Source organism: Phyllobacterium sp. LjRoot231, assembly GCF_964253365.1.
Taxonomy (GTDB): Bacteria; Pseudomonadota; Alphaproteobacteria; order Rhizobiales; family Rhizobiaceae; genus Phyllobacterium.
In genome coordinates this window covers 1,367,910-1,383,205 of record NZ_CAXUQT020000001.1, presented here as the reverse complement: position 1 = coordinate 1,383,205, position 15,296 = coordinate 1,367,910, and the positions used below count along the sequence as shown (strand labels likewise).

Sequence of the window (15,296 nt, the reverse complement as noted above, 5' to 3'; positions counted from 1 at the left end):
CCATATTTGCGACCCTACCCCGCATTTGCGGGATAAAAGGTAAGCCGGGAGACTATTGAAGGACGAGATGTGACGCTACGGGAGTAGGCTGGATTATCGCTGCCCGGAACATGTTCTCGATACGTGCCCTAATATCGATCAGGGCAGCGTTGGTATCAATGACCGAGGGATTTAAGCCATTCGTCAAATGAATGCGCGGTGTCAACAACTTCCGTCGGTGCAACGGCGTGGGCGAAATAGGGTGGAACAGCTACGTTCCGGGCTTCGCGCGGGCTATAGCCGAACTCCTTGCTGAACGCCCGGCTGAAATGGGCAGCTGAGGTGAACCCGACAGCGGCCGCAATCTCGATGATTTGCTGACGGTTGGCGGAGTTGCTCAGTGCAGCGTGCGCCGATAAGAGGCGTCGCTTCTGTATGTAGTGGAGAACGCCGCCGCTCGGTTCGAACAATTGATAGAGCCGGGTTCGCGAAATACCGAGTTCCCGGCATAATGTGTCCGGTGTGAGATCGGATGAATTCAAATTTCGCTGCACGAAGCGGCGCACACGCTCCATCAAGGCTAAATGACCTTGTGACTCTGTTGTACCAGAGTATTCTGCGGATGACGAAATGCACGTCACGATCATATCCCGGATCGTCTGCACCACCTGGGGAAGGTCCCTCACCGTCAAGCTGGCAAGTTTTGCCTCGATGCTATCAAGATATTCGATCAATAGATTGGTATAGTTACCGGACAACGTCGTGTTGTTCTTTATGTCGTTACCCGCAGCTGTGTCAGAGAATAATTCGCGAGGTAAGTAAAATGAGAGACTTTGTGAGCCGGTCGTTCGGCCCCGAAATGGATAACCCAACGATCTCAATTCCACTTTTCCCGGCTCGCCTTCGCAAACGTGCCCGTCAACTTCCGTCCACGTCCGGCCGGTGCGCAGTACCACGACATGCCAATGGTCGATCGTGTTTGATCGCAGCTTGGCCGGCGAGCGCAAGTAGCTGTGAGAAGGTGCGTGCTGCTGAACGACAAGCATACTGCCGAGATTCCACGCTGTGTGGTCGGCCGGGAAACCTGCCTCCTGCGATGAACCATCCGGCAATTTGACATCAACCAGAGGCGACAAGTACGCCTGCCAAGCAGCAAACTGATCATTCAAGCCTAGATCACGCGTGGAAAACTGTAGTGGCTCCAGGGCTGGCGGCGAAGGCGAACTGGCTTCCTGCGTGGTCTTTGACTGTCGCGGCCAGCGGCGGCGTTCAGCTTGTGCTGGCAAGCCATTGTTGCCTTGCACGTCATCTTGTCTTTCGACTGGACTCGGCGGCGGTTGTCCCATCCGTGGAGCGTCCGGCAATTTATCCTCCTGAAAACCGAAAATGGTCCCCCATCGCTCTATGAGTGCCCCCTAACTGAAACCATCGCACGGCAAGGTTAACGACCTCTTGAAAGCCTGAGATTGGTTCGAGCTGCCAGGTCGCTGATCTGCGAGAGTTTATAGATTATCACAAGCGAAATTGTTTATCTTGCGCCCTTCCCCCGCTGGTATCCCAAAACCCGAGATCGAATTTGGGCGAGGCGCCAAGAAGCATGCCCCGTCCCTCCGTTGGGTTTCAGCCCAGTAAAGATAAGACTTATGGCGATCCTCAATCAGACCAAAGTCTGATTACGGTGCGGTAAATGTTTGGTATGCAGGGATTTGGGTGGCGATGTTGACAGACGAGCACCTTGCTCTTTCTGCCACGTGCCAAATTCGAAGCAGCCTCGATTTTCTGCGCCGAACGAGGCGGCGCTACGCCCGCCGGTTGAATCTCAGCGAGGTGATCACGCGGTCTGAGAGACATGCTCAACCCCTATCGAAGGAGGCTACAACAGGCAACGTAGTTTCAATAAACTGCGCCAAGCCGCTGCCGGAAGGTCAATTGAATGGCAAGTGCATCCAAATTGAGCAAGCATCCTCGGCAAAAACCCGTGGCCGATTGGAGAATTGACGCAGTCCAGGAGCTTGCCGGCAAAGCTGAACGCTGAGGGGTCCCTATGTCGAATGTGCGTTATGGGCAGTTGGACGGTCTGAGAGCCGTTGCTGTCACAATGGTACTCTATGCGCATTTTTTTGCTACCGATGGCTCCCATTGGGGCCATATCGGAGTGCGCCTGTTCTTCGTGCTAAGCGGCTTCCTGATTACGCGACTCCTTCTGGATGCGCGCTCGGCAGCAGAATTCGAACCGATGGCGGCACTCAAATCGTTTTACATTCGCCGGGCATTACGCATTTTCCCAGCATATTTCGGTATGTTGGGTTTCGTCTGGCTGGCTAACCTGGAGCAATCCAAAAGGGTGCTGGCCTGGCACGCGCTTTACCTTGCGAACTTCTGGTATGCCCTTCGCGATGAGTGGACGCCGTGGATCTTGTGTCATACGTGGAGTCTGAGCATCGAAGAGCAATTCTACGTTATCTGGCCGTTGATTATTCTGTTGGCACCGCGTCGTTCGATCGAACGGATTTGCATCGGCGTCATCCTTTTTTCGATAGCATTTCGTTTCTGTTGGCCTGTTACGGGAACACCTTCTCTCGCTCGTGACCTGCTTCCTCCAGCATCGATGGACGCACTGGCATCCGGTGCGTTGCTCGCTGCGTGGCGATCGAGGACCGAGGTCTCGCCCCGGTGGATGAGGATAAGCTGGGCACCGCTCTCCGCCGCCTTCCTCACCCTGATGTGGCTCAGACCGATGCCGGTGCCAGTAACGCTGGATTGGGCACGCTGGATCGGGCTGGAGGTCCTTCCTCTCGTCCCGCTCGTGATGATTGTAGGCTACTGTTCGGCAGGATTGGGCGGTTATCTCGGTCGGCTTGCTGAATTCCCGCCACTAACTGCCTTGGGTCGCATCAGCTACGGCGTTTACCTTTTTCATGCGATCGTCCTTGCATTGGTCGTCAAGGCTCAGCCCTGGATACCTATCAATGTCTCGGAGCAAGGTCCCGGTCGGTTCCTCATCGCAGGTGCGGGCACACTGATGCTTGCTTCCATTTCGTGGCTGGTCCTGGAAAAGCGGATCAACGCGCTGAAAGATTTCTTCCCTTACGTCGTTCCAAAAGATCGCAGCACTGCTCAAGGGTTTCACGGGACAAAAGACCCGGGGATTCCCGCTTACCTGCGCGATACAATCGATGACAGCAATGCTCTCCCGAACCCTCAATCGTCAATGAACTGATCGAGCTGAACCATGTCCACTCCACTGGTTTCCGTCCTGCTGCCTGTCTACAACGGTGAACCGTATCTGGACGCAGCGTTGGCAAGCATTCTACGTCAAGACTATGAGCGTCTGGAGGTCATCGCGATCGATGACGGCTCGACCGACGGCTCCTTGCAGGTTCTTGAGCGATACCAGAAGGCTGACGGTCGTATATCCATTGTCTCACGAGAAAACCGCGGCCTCATCGCGACGTTGAACGAGGGCTTGGCCCTGGCCAAGGGCGAACTGGTCGCCAGAATGGATGCAGATGACGTCTGCTACACGGCTCGCCTGTCGCGCCAGGTCTCGGTATTTAAGCAGCAACCCCACCTCGCAATCTGCGGGACGGCTATCGATACACTCATCGGCGACCGTATTGTGCGGGGCTCGCTCGATCCGCTCTACCAGTGGGCAAGTTTAGGGATATTGTCGAAGTTCTTTACCATCTTCATGCACTCGACCGTGGTCTACAACAGGAAAGTCATCCCGGATGAGATGCTTTTCTATGACGCGCGCTATGTCCACGCAGAAGATTTCGATCTTTTCAGGCGGATTACCGATCGCTTTTCAGCGGCAATGATCGGTGAGAGTTTGGTCGCCTACCGTATCCACGACGAAAGCGTCACAAACAGGCACAAGCGACAAATGCGCAAGACGCATCTGAAGATCGTTGCTGAGAATCTCGAGCGAGAAGGTTTGGTCGACAATCCTGATGTCTTCGAGGACATCGCCGACGCCGTGACGACGGACAGTGTCCAGCGGGTTGCTGACTGTATCCTGACGCTCGAAAAGAATATCTCGGCACAGCCCGCGGCGATACGGCCGAGCTATGAAGAAGGCACCTTGAACCTCTTCTACTTTATCTACCAGCTCATCGGTGATGAACAGCGACCGGAGTTAACGCATGAGTTCTTAACTCGCACGCAAAAATGGGGGCTAATTCGGCGCCGCGAACGATATAGTCTTCTCCTCGGTGCTTACATGCCGTGGTTCAGTGGCATTTCAATTGCGGCCAATAGGCAGGTCGACGCACTGTCCCGGTACTTGCAATCCGTGCCCGCTGCGACCGTCCTTCCCCGTTATGATCTAATCGGCTGAGCCAGAATGGATACCGAACTCCACCAGACCGCCCAAAACAGTTTCAAAATGGCGTGTGCGCTGTCAACAATTGCTCCATCGGTGTCAGAAGAACCGGTGCATGCAAGTTTCATTGTGTGTACGCGAAACCGCGCCGCGGCTCTTGCGGCCTGCATTAGATCGATTGAGGCAGCCTGCCGGTTCCATACTTCCTTCACGAGCGAACTCGTAGTTGTCGACAATGGCTCGACGGATAGCACGCCAGAATACGTGACCAGCGTGGCTGCGGACTCGGATGTTGCGATTACACTGCTTGTGGAAGCACGTCCCGGCTTGGCCGCCGCACGCAATGCCGGGCTGGAGCGCGCGCGGGGCGGCATTGTCATTTTCATTGACGACGATTGCGAAGTTCATCGCGGCTATCTCCGTGATTTGGAGCGTCATTATGCGACCGGCGAGCGGTTAGTCATCCGCGGCGGCCGAGTTGACCTCGGCAATCCCAATGATTTGCCATTCACGGTCAAGCGGTCGACTGCGCGGGCGCAGCTTACACGCGACGTCCATCCCGGCGGCTTCGTACTGGGCTGTAACATGACGATGCATCGCGAGGTCGCGGCCCGCATCGGCCATTTCGACGAGCGGCTCGGTGCGGGCGCGCCGCTGCGAGCCGCGGAAGACACCGACTACCTGATACGCGCATTTCAGCTCAGCGTCCCGGTTGAGTATGTGCCCGACATGACTGTCTTCCACCACCACGGCCGAAGCTCTCGTCAGGATGTCGAGAGGCTTCACCGAAATTACAGCTTGGGTAATGGGGGGCTTTACGTGAAGCATATCCGATGCGCGCCGTGGCTGCTTCGCCATTTCTGTTGGACCGTGAGATCGGCTTGCAAGGAGCTTTTCGGCGGGCCCCGGTTCGATCCTGAGCTACATCTGTCGCATTGGCCTATTGTATTCATGAATTTACTGGGCGCTGTCGCGTTCGTGGGTCTTCTTTTAACAAAACGGCTGCGTCGCCGAGAGGTGCGTCAAGACAAACAGGCAACTCTTCAGCTAAGGTGACATCATGTTGCAATTCGTATTGCCAGGCACGCAGATGCTGCGAGACGCGCTGGGGCGGCAATTGCCCCTGCTTTCGGCTGTGGTCGTCCTCGGTCTGAGCAGCGCTGCGCTTGAAGGCGCCGGTATCGGTCTCGTCATCCCCATGCTGAGCATCATTGCCGGTCATGAGAATGACGCGGGAATGGGCGGCCTCTCTGCTGTCTTCCAACAAGTTGGATCGGGGTTGGATGATGGAGAACGACTCGTTATGATCGCGGTCATTGTCCTTGCCTTGATCACGCTGAAGAACGTTTTGGCATTTTCAAACACCGTGCTCACCACATACATCTATGGGAAAGCGAGCCACTCCATTCGAAGCGCGCTCTCACAGCAGCTCCTGAGCATAGGATACCCGTTCTTCCTGCAACAGAGTCCCGGCCGGCTGCTGAATATCATCTCCAACGAGTCGTGGCGGGCTTCGGATGCCATACAGACCGTCCTCGCATCGATTGTGAGCGCGTCGGCCGCGATCATTCTGCTGGGTTTCCTTCTGCTTCTGTCCTGGCCGATGACATTGTTCGTCGCGCTGGGTCTGGCGCTGGTCCAACTGGCGCACGCCATTCTCTCGGCCAGCCTGAAAGACCCGAGCCGTAGTGTCACAACGCTCAATGGCGAACTTGCATCCAGAATGCTCCATCTAGTGCATGCCGGACGGCTGATCCGTATCTTTGGGCAGGAGCAGCGTGAAAAGGTAGTTTTCGACAAAGCATCGGACGCCGTTCGCCGGGCTGGCTTCGTCCTCCAAACCCGGCAGGGGGCACTACCGCCGCTGACCGAGGTGCTGCATGCGATGCTTTTCTTGGCAGTGGTTGTGGGCGCATGGGTCGTGAACGTGAGTTTTCCGGTTATCGTCGCATTCATCGTTCTGCTCTACCGGCTGCAGCCGCATATGCGCGCCCTGCAATTGTCCTGGAGCCAGATCCAGGGTTGGAGCGGGTCACTGGAAGAAGTGAGATGGTTGCTGGATTCGTCGGACAAGCCGAAGCCTCCAGCGGGCACACAGCCGGCCCATGGCTTACATCAACGGATGCATTTCGACGGCGTGACCTTTAAATACCCTGGTTCAGGTTCCCGCGCCGCGGTGTTGCATTCCGCGACCTTCGAAATCCGCAGCGGTTGCTCGACAGCAATCATCGGTCGATCAGGTGCCGGCAAAACCACTGTGGTGAACCTTCTCTGCAGATTTGTGGATCCCGATGAGGGGCAGATCATCGTTGATGGCGTGCCCTTGAGCCAGATCGACCCCATCCAATGGCGAAGCCAGATCGCCCTGGCCAGCCAGGACCTGGAACTGGTGGATGGTACGATTCTGGAGAACATCACCTACGGGCAAGACCTGGCGACGGCCGCCGAAGCGGAGCGCGCGGCAAAATTAGCCGAGGCACACGAGTTTATAGAAAACCTGCCTTATGGGTATCAAACGATCGTTGGCTATAGGGGTGTCAATCTGTCGGCCGGACAGCGGCAGCGCATTGCACTGGCAAGAGCAATGGTGCGTGATCCCGACATTCTGATTCTGGACGAAGCCACAAACGCTGTAGACGGTCTCTCGGAAGCGGCGATCGTCGAGACGCTGAAAGCGAGGGCAGGACGGCGTACAACGATCGTGATCAGCCATCATCGGAGCACAATTGCATTCTGCGATGATGTTGTGGTCCTCAGTGGCGGTCGCGTGAAGAGCCAGGCTCCATTTGCCGAAGTAGCCTCACTGAGCATGGATCAACTCTATGAGCATGAAACGTCTGACGAGCATTTGGCCTCGGGCTGAAACGGTCTGAATTCCTCCAATGGCAATCTTTCCTCGTCGGCCAGCGGATCGCCAACCATAGCGGGCAGGTTGACGTCCTGGAAGGACGAGAGGACGGCGCTGCGACCTTCGTGTTCGACACGGTTTTGCAGATAGCACGTTTCGGCTTTCTGAGCCCCATCATGAGGCAGCATTGAAGGTCGAGTGAAGCCATTCTGGCAGAAACAGCAATCTTTACAAAGCGCCTGTGTGAGGCGCTTTGTAAGCCACCAAGCGGCCTGGTGATAGGCGGTGAACCGGGCAAGACTTGGTTTCGCAAAATCCAGACCTCGGATCAATATGTGTTGAGTTTCCTCTTCCCGGCAAATCGCAATACACTCTTTCGTCGTTTCCGGGTCCGCCTTGAAGGAAAGAAAGAGCTTGTATTTTCATCGCATCATTCCGTCTCTTGTCGTCGCCTTTGCACTTGTGGCCTCACCCGCCTTTGCGCAAGGTGAAGTACGGCAGGATACTGGCACGAACAAGCAAAATGCGACGGCCACGCAATCTCAGCCATCTTCCAGCGGTGACGAACAGGCAAACCCTCCCAGGACGGAAGGGGACACTTCCACGGACATTTTTAGCCTCCTGCCCACGGATTCGGTGACCGATCACGTCTTAAAGACCAGAACGCAGGAACTTACCTACACCGCGACCGCGGGCACACTCAGCCTCTTCGGCCAAGATGGGGCTCGGACCGCCAAGATTTTCTATACCGCCTACGTCGCGCGGAACAGACAACCCGGCCGCCCGCTCACCTTTGCCTTCAACGGCGGACCGGGAGCCGCCTCAGCCTATCTCCACCTTGGGCTGGTTGGGCCGCGCATTCTCGATTTCGGCCCAAACGGACAGGGTGGCACCAGCCCAACGCTCGTGGACAATCCGGATAGTTGGCTGGAGTTCACTGACCTTGTGCTGATCGATCCTGTCAGTACGGGTTGGAGCCGTGCGGCGAGCGTTAGCGTTGCTTCGAATTTCTATGGGGTTGGCCAAGATGCGGAGAGCATTGCCAAGACGATCGCACTCTACGTCAATCACAATGAGCGCATGGCCTCTCCGAAGTATCTGCTTGGCGAGAGTTATGGTGGTTTTCGCGCTGCAAAAGTCGCCTCTGCGCTCAAGGATGACCAGGGCATTCTTGTCTCGGGAATTATCATGCTGTCGCCGCTGATTGAGGGGCAGCTTTTGTTCGGGGCGAGCCAATATCCATTGGGGGCTGCCCTCCAACTTCCTTCGCTTGCGGCTGCGGAACTGGAACGCCGAAAAGCCTTCAGCCTGAACGAAATCCGGGAAGCGGAACAATTCGCCATGACGGACTACCTTGTGACACTTGCGGGACCTGAACCGTCGGGGAACAAGGCAAAAGCCTTCTATGCACGGGTTTCACAATTAACCGGCATACCCGAAGCGGTGGTGAGCCGGACGCGCGGCTTTCTCACGGACGCTTATGTCAAACACTCGAAGAGCGATGAATTTGAGGTTGTCAGTCCCTATGACGCATCCTTTGCCGTTTCAGACCCCTATCCCGAATCCGATGCCGACCGCAGCAACGATCCCGTCCTTGACGGATTCACACGTGCATACGGCGCGGCTTTCGCCAGCTACGCCCGTAATGAACTTGGTTTCCGCACGGAATTGACTTACACGCTGCTCGCGGAGAATGTGAACGATCGGTGGAAATGGAGCCGTCGCGGCGAGAACGGCGGTACGCGAGCTCAGGCTAGCGCGACCGACGATATTCGCGACTTGCTCTCGGTCATACCGTCTTTCCACTTGCTGGTAGCGCAGGGTTATAGCGATGCAATAACGCCGTATGGGATCAGCAAATATGTCATCGACCATCTGCCCTCGTCGCTTGCAGCGGGCCGGGTCGGCCTCAAGCTTTATCGTGGCGGCCATATGTTCTACACGCGGCCAAGCTCCCGGCATGACCTGAGTACGGATGCAAGGGGCTTCTTTTCCGGGCAGATGGGAAAGGCCCAAGGGGAATAATGGAGGACACGGTTTTCGGCGCTGGTTAGTCGTCGGAATGTTGAGAGGGCCCGATCGATCACTCCCACTCACCGCCAGACATGTGACGGTAGATATATATATATATATCTATTCGTCGAAGGGCCCTTAGCGGTCGCGCGATATCGCAGAGCGGCATTCCCGCCAGTTTTAGTGTGATCGGATGGATGGCTTTTCCAGATAGGCGACTATAGCAATGTGATCAGGCTCGAATATTGATTTAGAGAAACCCGATCCACCGACCGGCAATTATGGCGCTGACCCAAAGGGCCAAAGATAGGAATGCTGACGGCTGCACTCTCCTGTGCGGCCCACTGTTCATAAGTGCGAGCCGCCAATAGCGATTGTGATTGAGCAGCAAAGCGTTGGCGATACCTAAACCGACTAGCCCAACCTTGATGAGGAAAGCGGCATTGTGAATGTATGCGATGGGCCTCTAAGATCAAGCGTCATGATAGCGCCCAAGACAAGACCGACCGAAATGATGTGCGCAGCGTTGACAAGCAGATAGGCGATCTGGAACCGCCGGAGCATAACCGCTCCAGGCCATTCGGAAAGCACTTGCAAAAACTCCATCAGAGCGCTGATCAGTTCGTCTTTATGCGCTCGGGGTAGATATCAAATGTCTTTCCGCCCACCGCGATCCGCACTGCCTTCATCCGCTTTTCGCCTGGATCGGTGGACCGATTGCCGAGTGCGACGACTTCATCGCCGATCTTTGCCGAGTCGTGGACAAAACCTGAGCGTTCAGTCTGACGCGGGTTGCCGAGTTCCACACGCCAAAGACCATCATTCGCGGTTTCCACATCGAGCGTTGGATGCGGTGGGCCGATACAGAGTTCACGGATCACGCCCTTGAGCTCTGATCGGCCTCGGCCCGGGACCAGCCGTGATGCGCCCCAGCACCCGAGATAATCACCGTCGTCAGTATGACGCCGCCGAGAAACCTTCCGTACAAATTCGTCATCATATCTGCCTCCCTCCGGCTTCGCATGAGATACAGGGTTCCGAATGGGGAAAGTCTCGCACCAACTGCGTACCAGTTCAAATAATTCTGACATAATGCTAGTGGGAAAGCAGGCCCGGCTTGAGCGCGAGGACTGAGGCCCAGTGTTTCGAGTCCCGCTCGACATCGTAGCCGAGTGCCTCGAGGTCGGCGGCGGCTTGCGCAACCGTATAGGGTGAGTGGCATTCAACCTTGAGGCAGCCGACCTTGCCTGCCCATTCTGTATTCTGCTTGAGCACCAGCGCTTCTGCCCCCTCGATATCCATCTTGATGAAGTCGACACGCTCATCGTCCTTGAGCAGGGTATCGAGCGACCAAGCTGGCGCCGACCGTGTCTGAGAGCCAACAGGATCCCCGGTCACGTGCGCTCCGTGTTCCATGCCCTCGACGAGGACATACTGAATCGCACCATCCTCGACCCAGACAGCGCCGGTGATGACTTCGCAGCGCGAAGCGAAGGCGATGACATTGCGGCGGGCGAGATCGGCATTGGCCGCATCCAACTCCACCGCACTGATCCTGGCCCGCGGAAACGCTACGGCGTAGCGAGCCACGGTTAGGCCGATATTGGCGCCAAGATCCCAGATGCGTGTCGTGTTTTCCGGCGAAAGGACTTTTGGTGGCATATCGTAAGCGGCGCCGAACGTCTCATAGAGCACGACGAGATCGCTCGTGCCCGGCCGCACCCATATCGGTTGGCGGCCCAGCGATCGCAAGTAGAACGACATCTGCCGATCTTCGGACTTACCGTTGGCTAGGGCCCAAAGGAACCTCAGAGGCTGCATCCCAGGGCCAAACTCGCAGAACAGGCGGACCATGTCCCTAGTCCGATCAAAGACCGTCCGCTCCGGCATGGCTCACCTCCCCGCCCCCGTCTCCACTAGAGTAGCAGGGCATGAAAGTCTGTCCAGTTGACCGAAAGACTTACCGAATTCCACGGCTGTGGGAGCGTCGGCCTGCGGTGCTGGCATCTATTTCCGCTATCTAAGCTCAGAGGTGGAGCTGCGCTGGAGGATAGGCTGTGGCGGAAATGATGAATCTGGTTCCTGCATCATTCAGGACATATACCTATGTGGCGGCGATCCACTTACAAATGGAAAATCGTTATAGCAGCGGGCGCTATATCTAGGGCGACAGCACTTCATCACGCCCCAGTGCGGCAGCTCCGGGATCAATCGAACTCAATTCTCATATTAGAGCGCGACGAACTGGGAAATCGAACGATCACAGCATCTCAAGAGACGGTCGACCCAATATCAAAGAGATTAGGTGGTACCCACAATTGCCGACTCTCAATCCGCGTCAATGTTGATAAACTATTCTGTTGTTCATACTCGCTGGAATATCGGATGACGACCTTTCACCATCCTGAATTTGAGTGCGACCGTTGCAATCGCATCATTGTCGTATCGCCCCGGCTGCTAACGGCTGAGACCATCATTCGATGCCCGCAATGTCAAAATATCTTCGGAACATGGGGGAATTCGCTGCCGAGATTTGCTACTGAAAAAGATAATAAAGGCGTATTGCACCTGGCCAAACCGAAGTTGGCCCATGGAAGCAAAGTACGCTAGTACGAAAATGTGCCGCTTTCCGTGGAAACGGAAGCAATTTATGAGGAAGAAAGATGTCTGGGACTCCGTCTCAGCCACCCTGAGGCGTCTTCAATAGCAACGGGCGCTATCCTCGTGACAGGAGCTTCGGGTTTCATCGGTGTGGAACTTGTCGCGCAATTGAAGGCGAATGGATATTGGGTGATCGTCGCCACGCGAAACCCGGATAAATTTGGCCGCAATGGCATGGAATGGGTCCGTCTGCCGTCACCGGACGAACCTGTCGAGGCTTTCGAGCACATTCTCGGTCGAGTCAACCATATTGTGCATCTGGCGGCCATCCACACCCCGCAGTTTGCCGTGTCTGCTGACACTTACCATTCCGTGAATTGCGTCCTGACGGCCAAACTGGCAAGGGCTGCGCATAAAACCATATCGGGCAAATTCGTCTTCGTCTCAACGGTACGTGCCCAATGCGGAAGCCTCCATGAGGGTATCGCGCTGGAAAGCGATCCTCCGCAACCGACCGATGACTATGGACGCGCCAAGCTCGCTGCCGAGGCCGAAGTTGCCGCGGCGCTGATCCGTGGAAATTATACGATTCTACGACCGGTTCTCGTCTATGGCGCCGGTATGAAGAGCAACATGGCCATGCTCCTGAGGCTCGCAGCCTTGCCGTTGCCGCTGCCGCTGAATTCACTGACCGGTAAACGGTCCCTGCTTGATCGCGGGGCGCTTTGCCGGGCGATCATTCATTGCCTGAACGAGGCCAGCACAGATGGCGGCACGTTCATCGTTTCGGACAGGATTCCGGTAACCATACCGGAGATAGTCGCCGCCATGCGTCGCGGTCTGGGCCGGAATCACAGTTTGTTTTCCTGCCCGCCTTGGATATTGAACATTGCGGCACGAATGACAGGCCAGAACGATCGTCGGAGAAGACTGAATAGCGACCTCGTAGCAAGCTCGGCGAAGTTGCAATCGACGGGTTGGGACGCTGTTGAAAATCCCGCACGACGAATTGAAGAATTGTCCGACACACTCGCGGCAAGCGGGCGGCCACTGAACCGTTCCAAGCTCCTCGATATCCGAAAAGTGTGGTCTGCATCGACCACAAAGCTGCGTCAGGGGCTGGCTTCAATAAGCCGGCACGAGCGCCGACCATGATGATCATGTCGAACTCAACGACGCCCTGCCCACTCGGCCATGTCGGAAGCAGCGAGGCTCCTCGGATCGAGCATCGAACCCTGCCATAATTTCAAGAATCTATTTAGAACAAAAGGGGGCAAGGCGGACTTCTGGGCAACCGCTATTGAGTCCTTTCGCCGGTTGCTTCCCAAATCCGGCGTCATGACTGAGCAGGAGACGGATGTCTGGGCCGAAAGCCTCCGGAAAGATTCTGTGGAGGGCATCTTCTTCGGTGCCAGCAACTTCTACGGTTACGTCGCTCGGCGGCCATAGGCGAGCGCATGTATCGTTGCGTTCGTGGTCATCGAGAAGAGCGATCCGGATGCGGCACCGCCGCCTTCAGGCACGCATCTTCGTTTGGCGCAGTATCAGGGGCAGACCGCCGGGCTCGACGACGAGGAGGGGCGTTCAATTAATTACCTGCGGCGAGGACGCAACGACAATGCTCGTCGACGTAGGGATAAACTCGTGGCGCTACAATCGTTTGCGCTTCCAAACGATGTCGCCAAGTCACACTCGGGTCACATGGCCGAATTGGCGGAACTGCCACGGCCAACGGGATAACAGCGATCGGTGGTGGCCCACTGCATCAATTGGTTCTGTTATCCGTCATGGTTTCCAGCCTGGATGGCCGGTGCTGGCGCTTCTCGATATCGCTCTATGCGGCGCGCGGCCCTCTCACATGCGAAACATCATCACGCTCGAATATTTTGAACGTATTCCGGCCAGCGGCCTTAGCTGCGTAAAGAGCAGTGTCCGCTTTCTTGAAGAGCTCTGATTGTGCGCACCCATCGACAAGTGCAATTCCGACGGAGGCACCGAGCTTGATCTGTTGACCGCAATGAAGAACAGGCCTGCTTAGAGCTTCGACGATCTCATGGGCAAGGTTTGCAGTTGCAGTCGGACTAAAATGAAGTCCCAATAGAATTCCGAATTCATCGCCCCCGATTCTTGCGACAATCTCTGCCTCGCCGCAAACACTCTTGAGACGATCAGCAATCTCTTTCAAGCAATCGTCCCCAACAGCATGACCCAATGTGTCATTGACATTCTTGAAACCGTCGAGATCGACAAGGAGCAGCGCTCCGCAGGAATTCCCATCGCCGTCACGTTCGCAAATATCCGAAAGCTTTGACTGAAACTGGCTTCGATTTGCCAGCCCAGTCATGAGATCGTATTCTGCCAGGTACTTCGTCCGATCCAAAAGAATTTTTTGCTCGGTGATATCTTGTTTCATGCCAAAAATGCGGACAGGAACACCCTCTTCACACTCGACTGTTGCGGTCAACCGTATCCATCGATGATTGCCCTTCGTTGTGATGATCTCCGCATCCATACTGAAACCACTGCGATCCTCGATTGCTCTGGTTCGCCGTCTGTGAAGCTCTTTTGCCGTCTGTTCCGGGTAACATTTAACGATTTCAGTCCGATCAAGGATTGACCCACGTGGAAGATCAAAAATGTCGTAGACCACGTCGGTCCACTGCAATGTCTCGTCAGGAAGGCTGCATTCCCATACACCAATCCTGGCCGCTACAGACGCTCTCGCGAATATCTTACGAATGTGCGTGAGTGCGGCGGCTTGCTCGCGGATTAGAGACTCCTTTGCCCCTAGTTCCGCCGTCAAGCGAACGACGGTATCGGCATCGCTCAGTTCGGTACTTGGGATATCGGACATATTGAGCTCTGTTGTCTTTCATGGCGCGACGCACATATTGATGCTGAAGCAATTAACGCTTTCTGTACAGCGCTTCATCTCGCCAGGCGCGCCATTTCTCTATGGTCTTCTCCATTTTTCATATCCCTCGGCGGATCGCAGCCCCTCGTGGAACATTTCAAGCTGCGCCAAGTTATCTCTTCGCTGCTTGCTGCCGGGAGGACATCATGTTTGACAAATTGTTCACACAGATTGCGAATTAGGTTGCGCTGGTGGCAGGCAAACCCCTTACCTTCATACTTTGTTGCCTCATCATATTGGTATGGGGCGTGGGCGGCCCTATTTTCGGCTTCTCCGACACCTGGCAGCTCCTAATCAATACCGCACGACTATTATTACCTTCCTGATGGTCTTTCTTATCCAGAACACGCAAAACCGCGATGGCGTAGCGATCCAGGCAAAACTCGATGAGTTGCTGCGTGTAGGCAAAGCCAGAAATGCCTTCATCGGCATTGAGCATCTGCCGGAAGAAGAAGTCGAAAAATTTCGCAAGCAATGCGAAGCTGCTGCCAAAAGAGCCGACAAGGTGTTGGCGGAACGGGCGGCAGACAAGTCGACGGAACGCCGTTCATCGTTGAAAACGTCAAAGGCAAAAGCACAGACCTGATTTTTAAAGAGAAACCTCCCGGTTTTCAGGC

General features: G+C 55.7%; 9 protein-coding genes and 2 pseudogenes. 7 read left to right on the top strand and 4 right to left on the bottom strand.

Annotation, left to right across the window (positions count from 1 at the left end):
* Positions 1–155 precede the first annotated feature (155 nt).
* A complete protein-coding gene (locus tag ACSQ3H_RS06670; protein WP_436119371.1) occupies positions 156–1,325 on the bottom strand; it encodes a helix-turn-helix domain-containing protein in 1,170 nt (389 codons plus the stop codon).
* Between the two features lie 698 nt (positions 1,326–2,023).
* On the opposite strand from ACSQ3H_RS06670, the gene ACSQ3H_RS06665 reads away from it, so the two are divergent.
* The 5 genes from ACSQ3H_RS06665 (at position 2,024) to ACSQ3H_RS06645 (ending at position 9,176) form a co-directional block, all read left to right on the top strand.
* Complete coding sequence (locus tag ACSQ3H_RS06665) at positions 2,024–3,199, top strand: acyltransferase family protein (RefSeq protein WP_436116321.1); 1,176 nt, start codon at positions 2,024–2,026, stop codon at positions 3,197–3,199.
* Positions 3,200–3,211: 12 nt separating this feature from the next.
* The gene (locus tag ACSQ3H_RS06660; protein ID WP_436116320.1) at positions 3,212–4,318 is read left to right on the top strand and encodes a glycosyltransferase family 2 protein; all 1,107 of its coding nucleotides are present in this window, start codon (positions 3,212–3,214) and stop codon (positions 4,316–4,318) included.
* 48 nt (positions 4,319–4,366) lie between these two features.
* On the top strand, positions 4,367–5,359 hold the full coding sequence (locus tag ACSQ3H_RS06655; RefSeq protein WP_436119370.1) for a glycosyltransferase family 2 protein: 993 nt from the start codon (positions 4,367–4,369) through the stop codon (positions 5,357–5,359).
* A gap of 4 nt (positions 5,360–5,363) precedes the next feature.
* Positions 5,364–7,166, top strand: a complete 1,803-nt coding sequence (locus ACSQ3H_RS06650) for an ABC transporter ATP-binding protein (protein ID WP_436116319.1) — start codon at positions 5,364–5,366, stop codon at positions 7,164–7,166.
* A 399-nt stretch (positions 7,167–7,565) separates the two neighbouring features.
* Positions 7,566–9,176, top strand: coding sequence for a S10 family peptidase (locus ACSQ3H_RS06645; protein WP_436116318.1), 1,611 nt, complete (start codon positions 7,566–7,568; stop codon positions 9,174–9,176).
* Positions 9,177–9,781: 605 nt separating this feature from the next.
* Here ACSQ3H_RS06645 and ACSQ3H_RS06640 read toward each other — a convergent pair.
* Both ACSQ3H_RS06640 and ACSQ3H_RS06635 read right to left on the bottom strand, forming a co-directional pair.
* Positions 9,782–10,161, bottom strand: a pseudogene (locus ACSQ3H_RS06640) (DUF6152 family protein).
* Positions 10,162–10,259: 98 nt separating this feature from the next.
* Positions 10,260–10,928 (bottom strand): FkbM family methyltransferase, encoded by a 669-nt coding sequence (locus ACSQ3H_RS06635; RefSeq protein ID WP_436116317.1) that lies wholly within the window; start codon positions 10,926–10,928, stop codon positions 10,260–10,262.
* A gap of 960 nt (positions 10,929–11,888) precedes the next feature.
* Here ACSQ3H_RS06635 and ACSQ3H_RS06630 point away from each other — a divergent pair.
* Entirely contained in the window at positions 11,889–12,920 is a 1,032-nt protein-coding gene (locus ACSQ3H_RS06630; RefSeq protein ID WP_436116316.1) for an NAD-dependent epimerase/dehydratase family protein, read from the top strand.
* Positions 12,921–13,599: 679 nt separating this feature from the next.
* Here ACSQ3H_RS06630 and ACSQ3H_RS06625 read toward each other — a convergent pair.
* On the bottom strand, positions 13,600–14,619 hold the full coding sequence (locus ACSQ3H_RS06625; protein ID WP_436116315.1) for a diguanylate cyclase domain-containing protein: 1,020 nt from the start codon (positions 14,617–14,619) through the stop codon (positions 13,600–13,602).
* 248 nt (positions 14,620–14,867) lie between these two features.
* Here ACSQ3H_RS06625 and ACSQ3H_RS06620 point away from each other — a divergent pair.
* A pseudogene (locus ACSQ3H_RS06620) lies at positions 14,868–15,265 on the top strand (low affinity iron permease family protein).
* Positions 15,266–15,296: the final 31 nt, after the last annotated feature.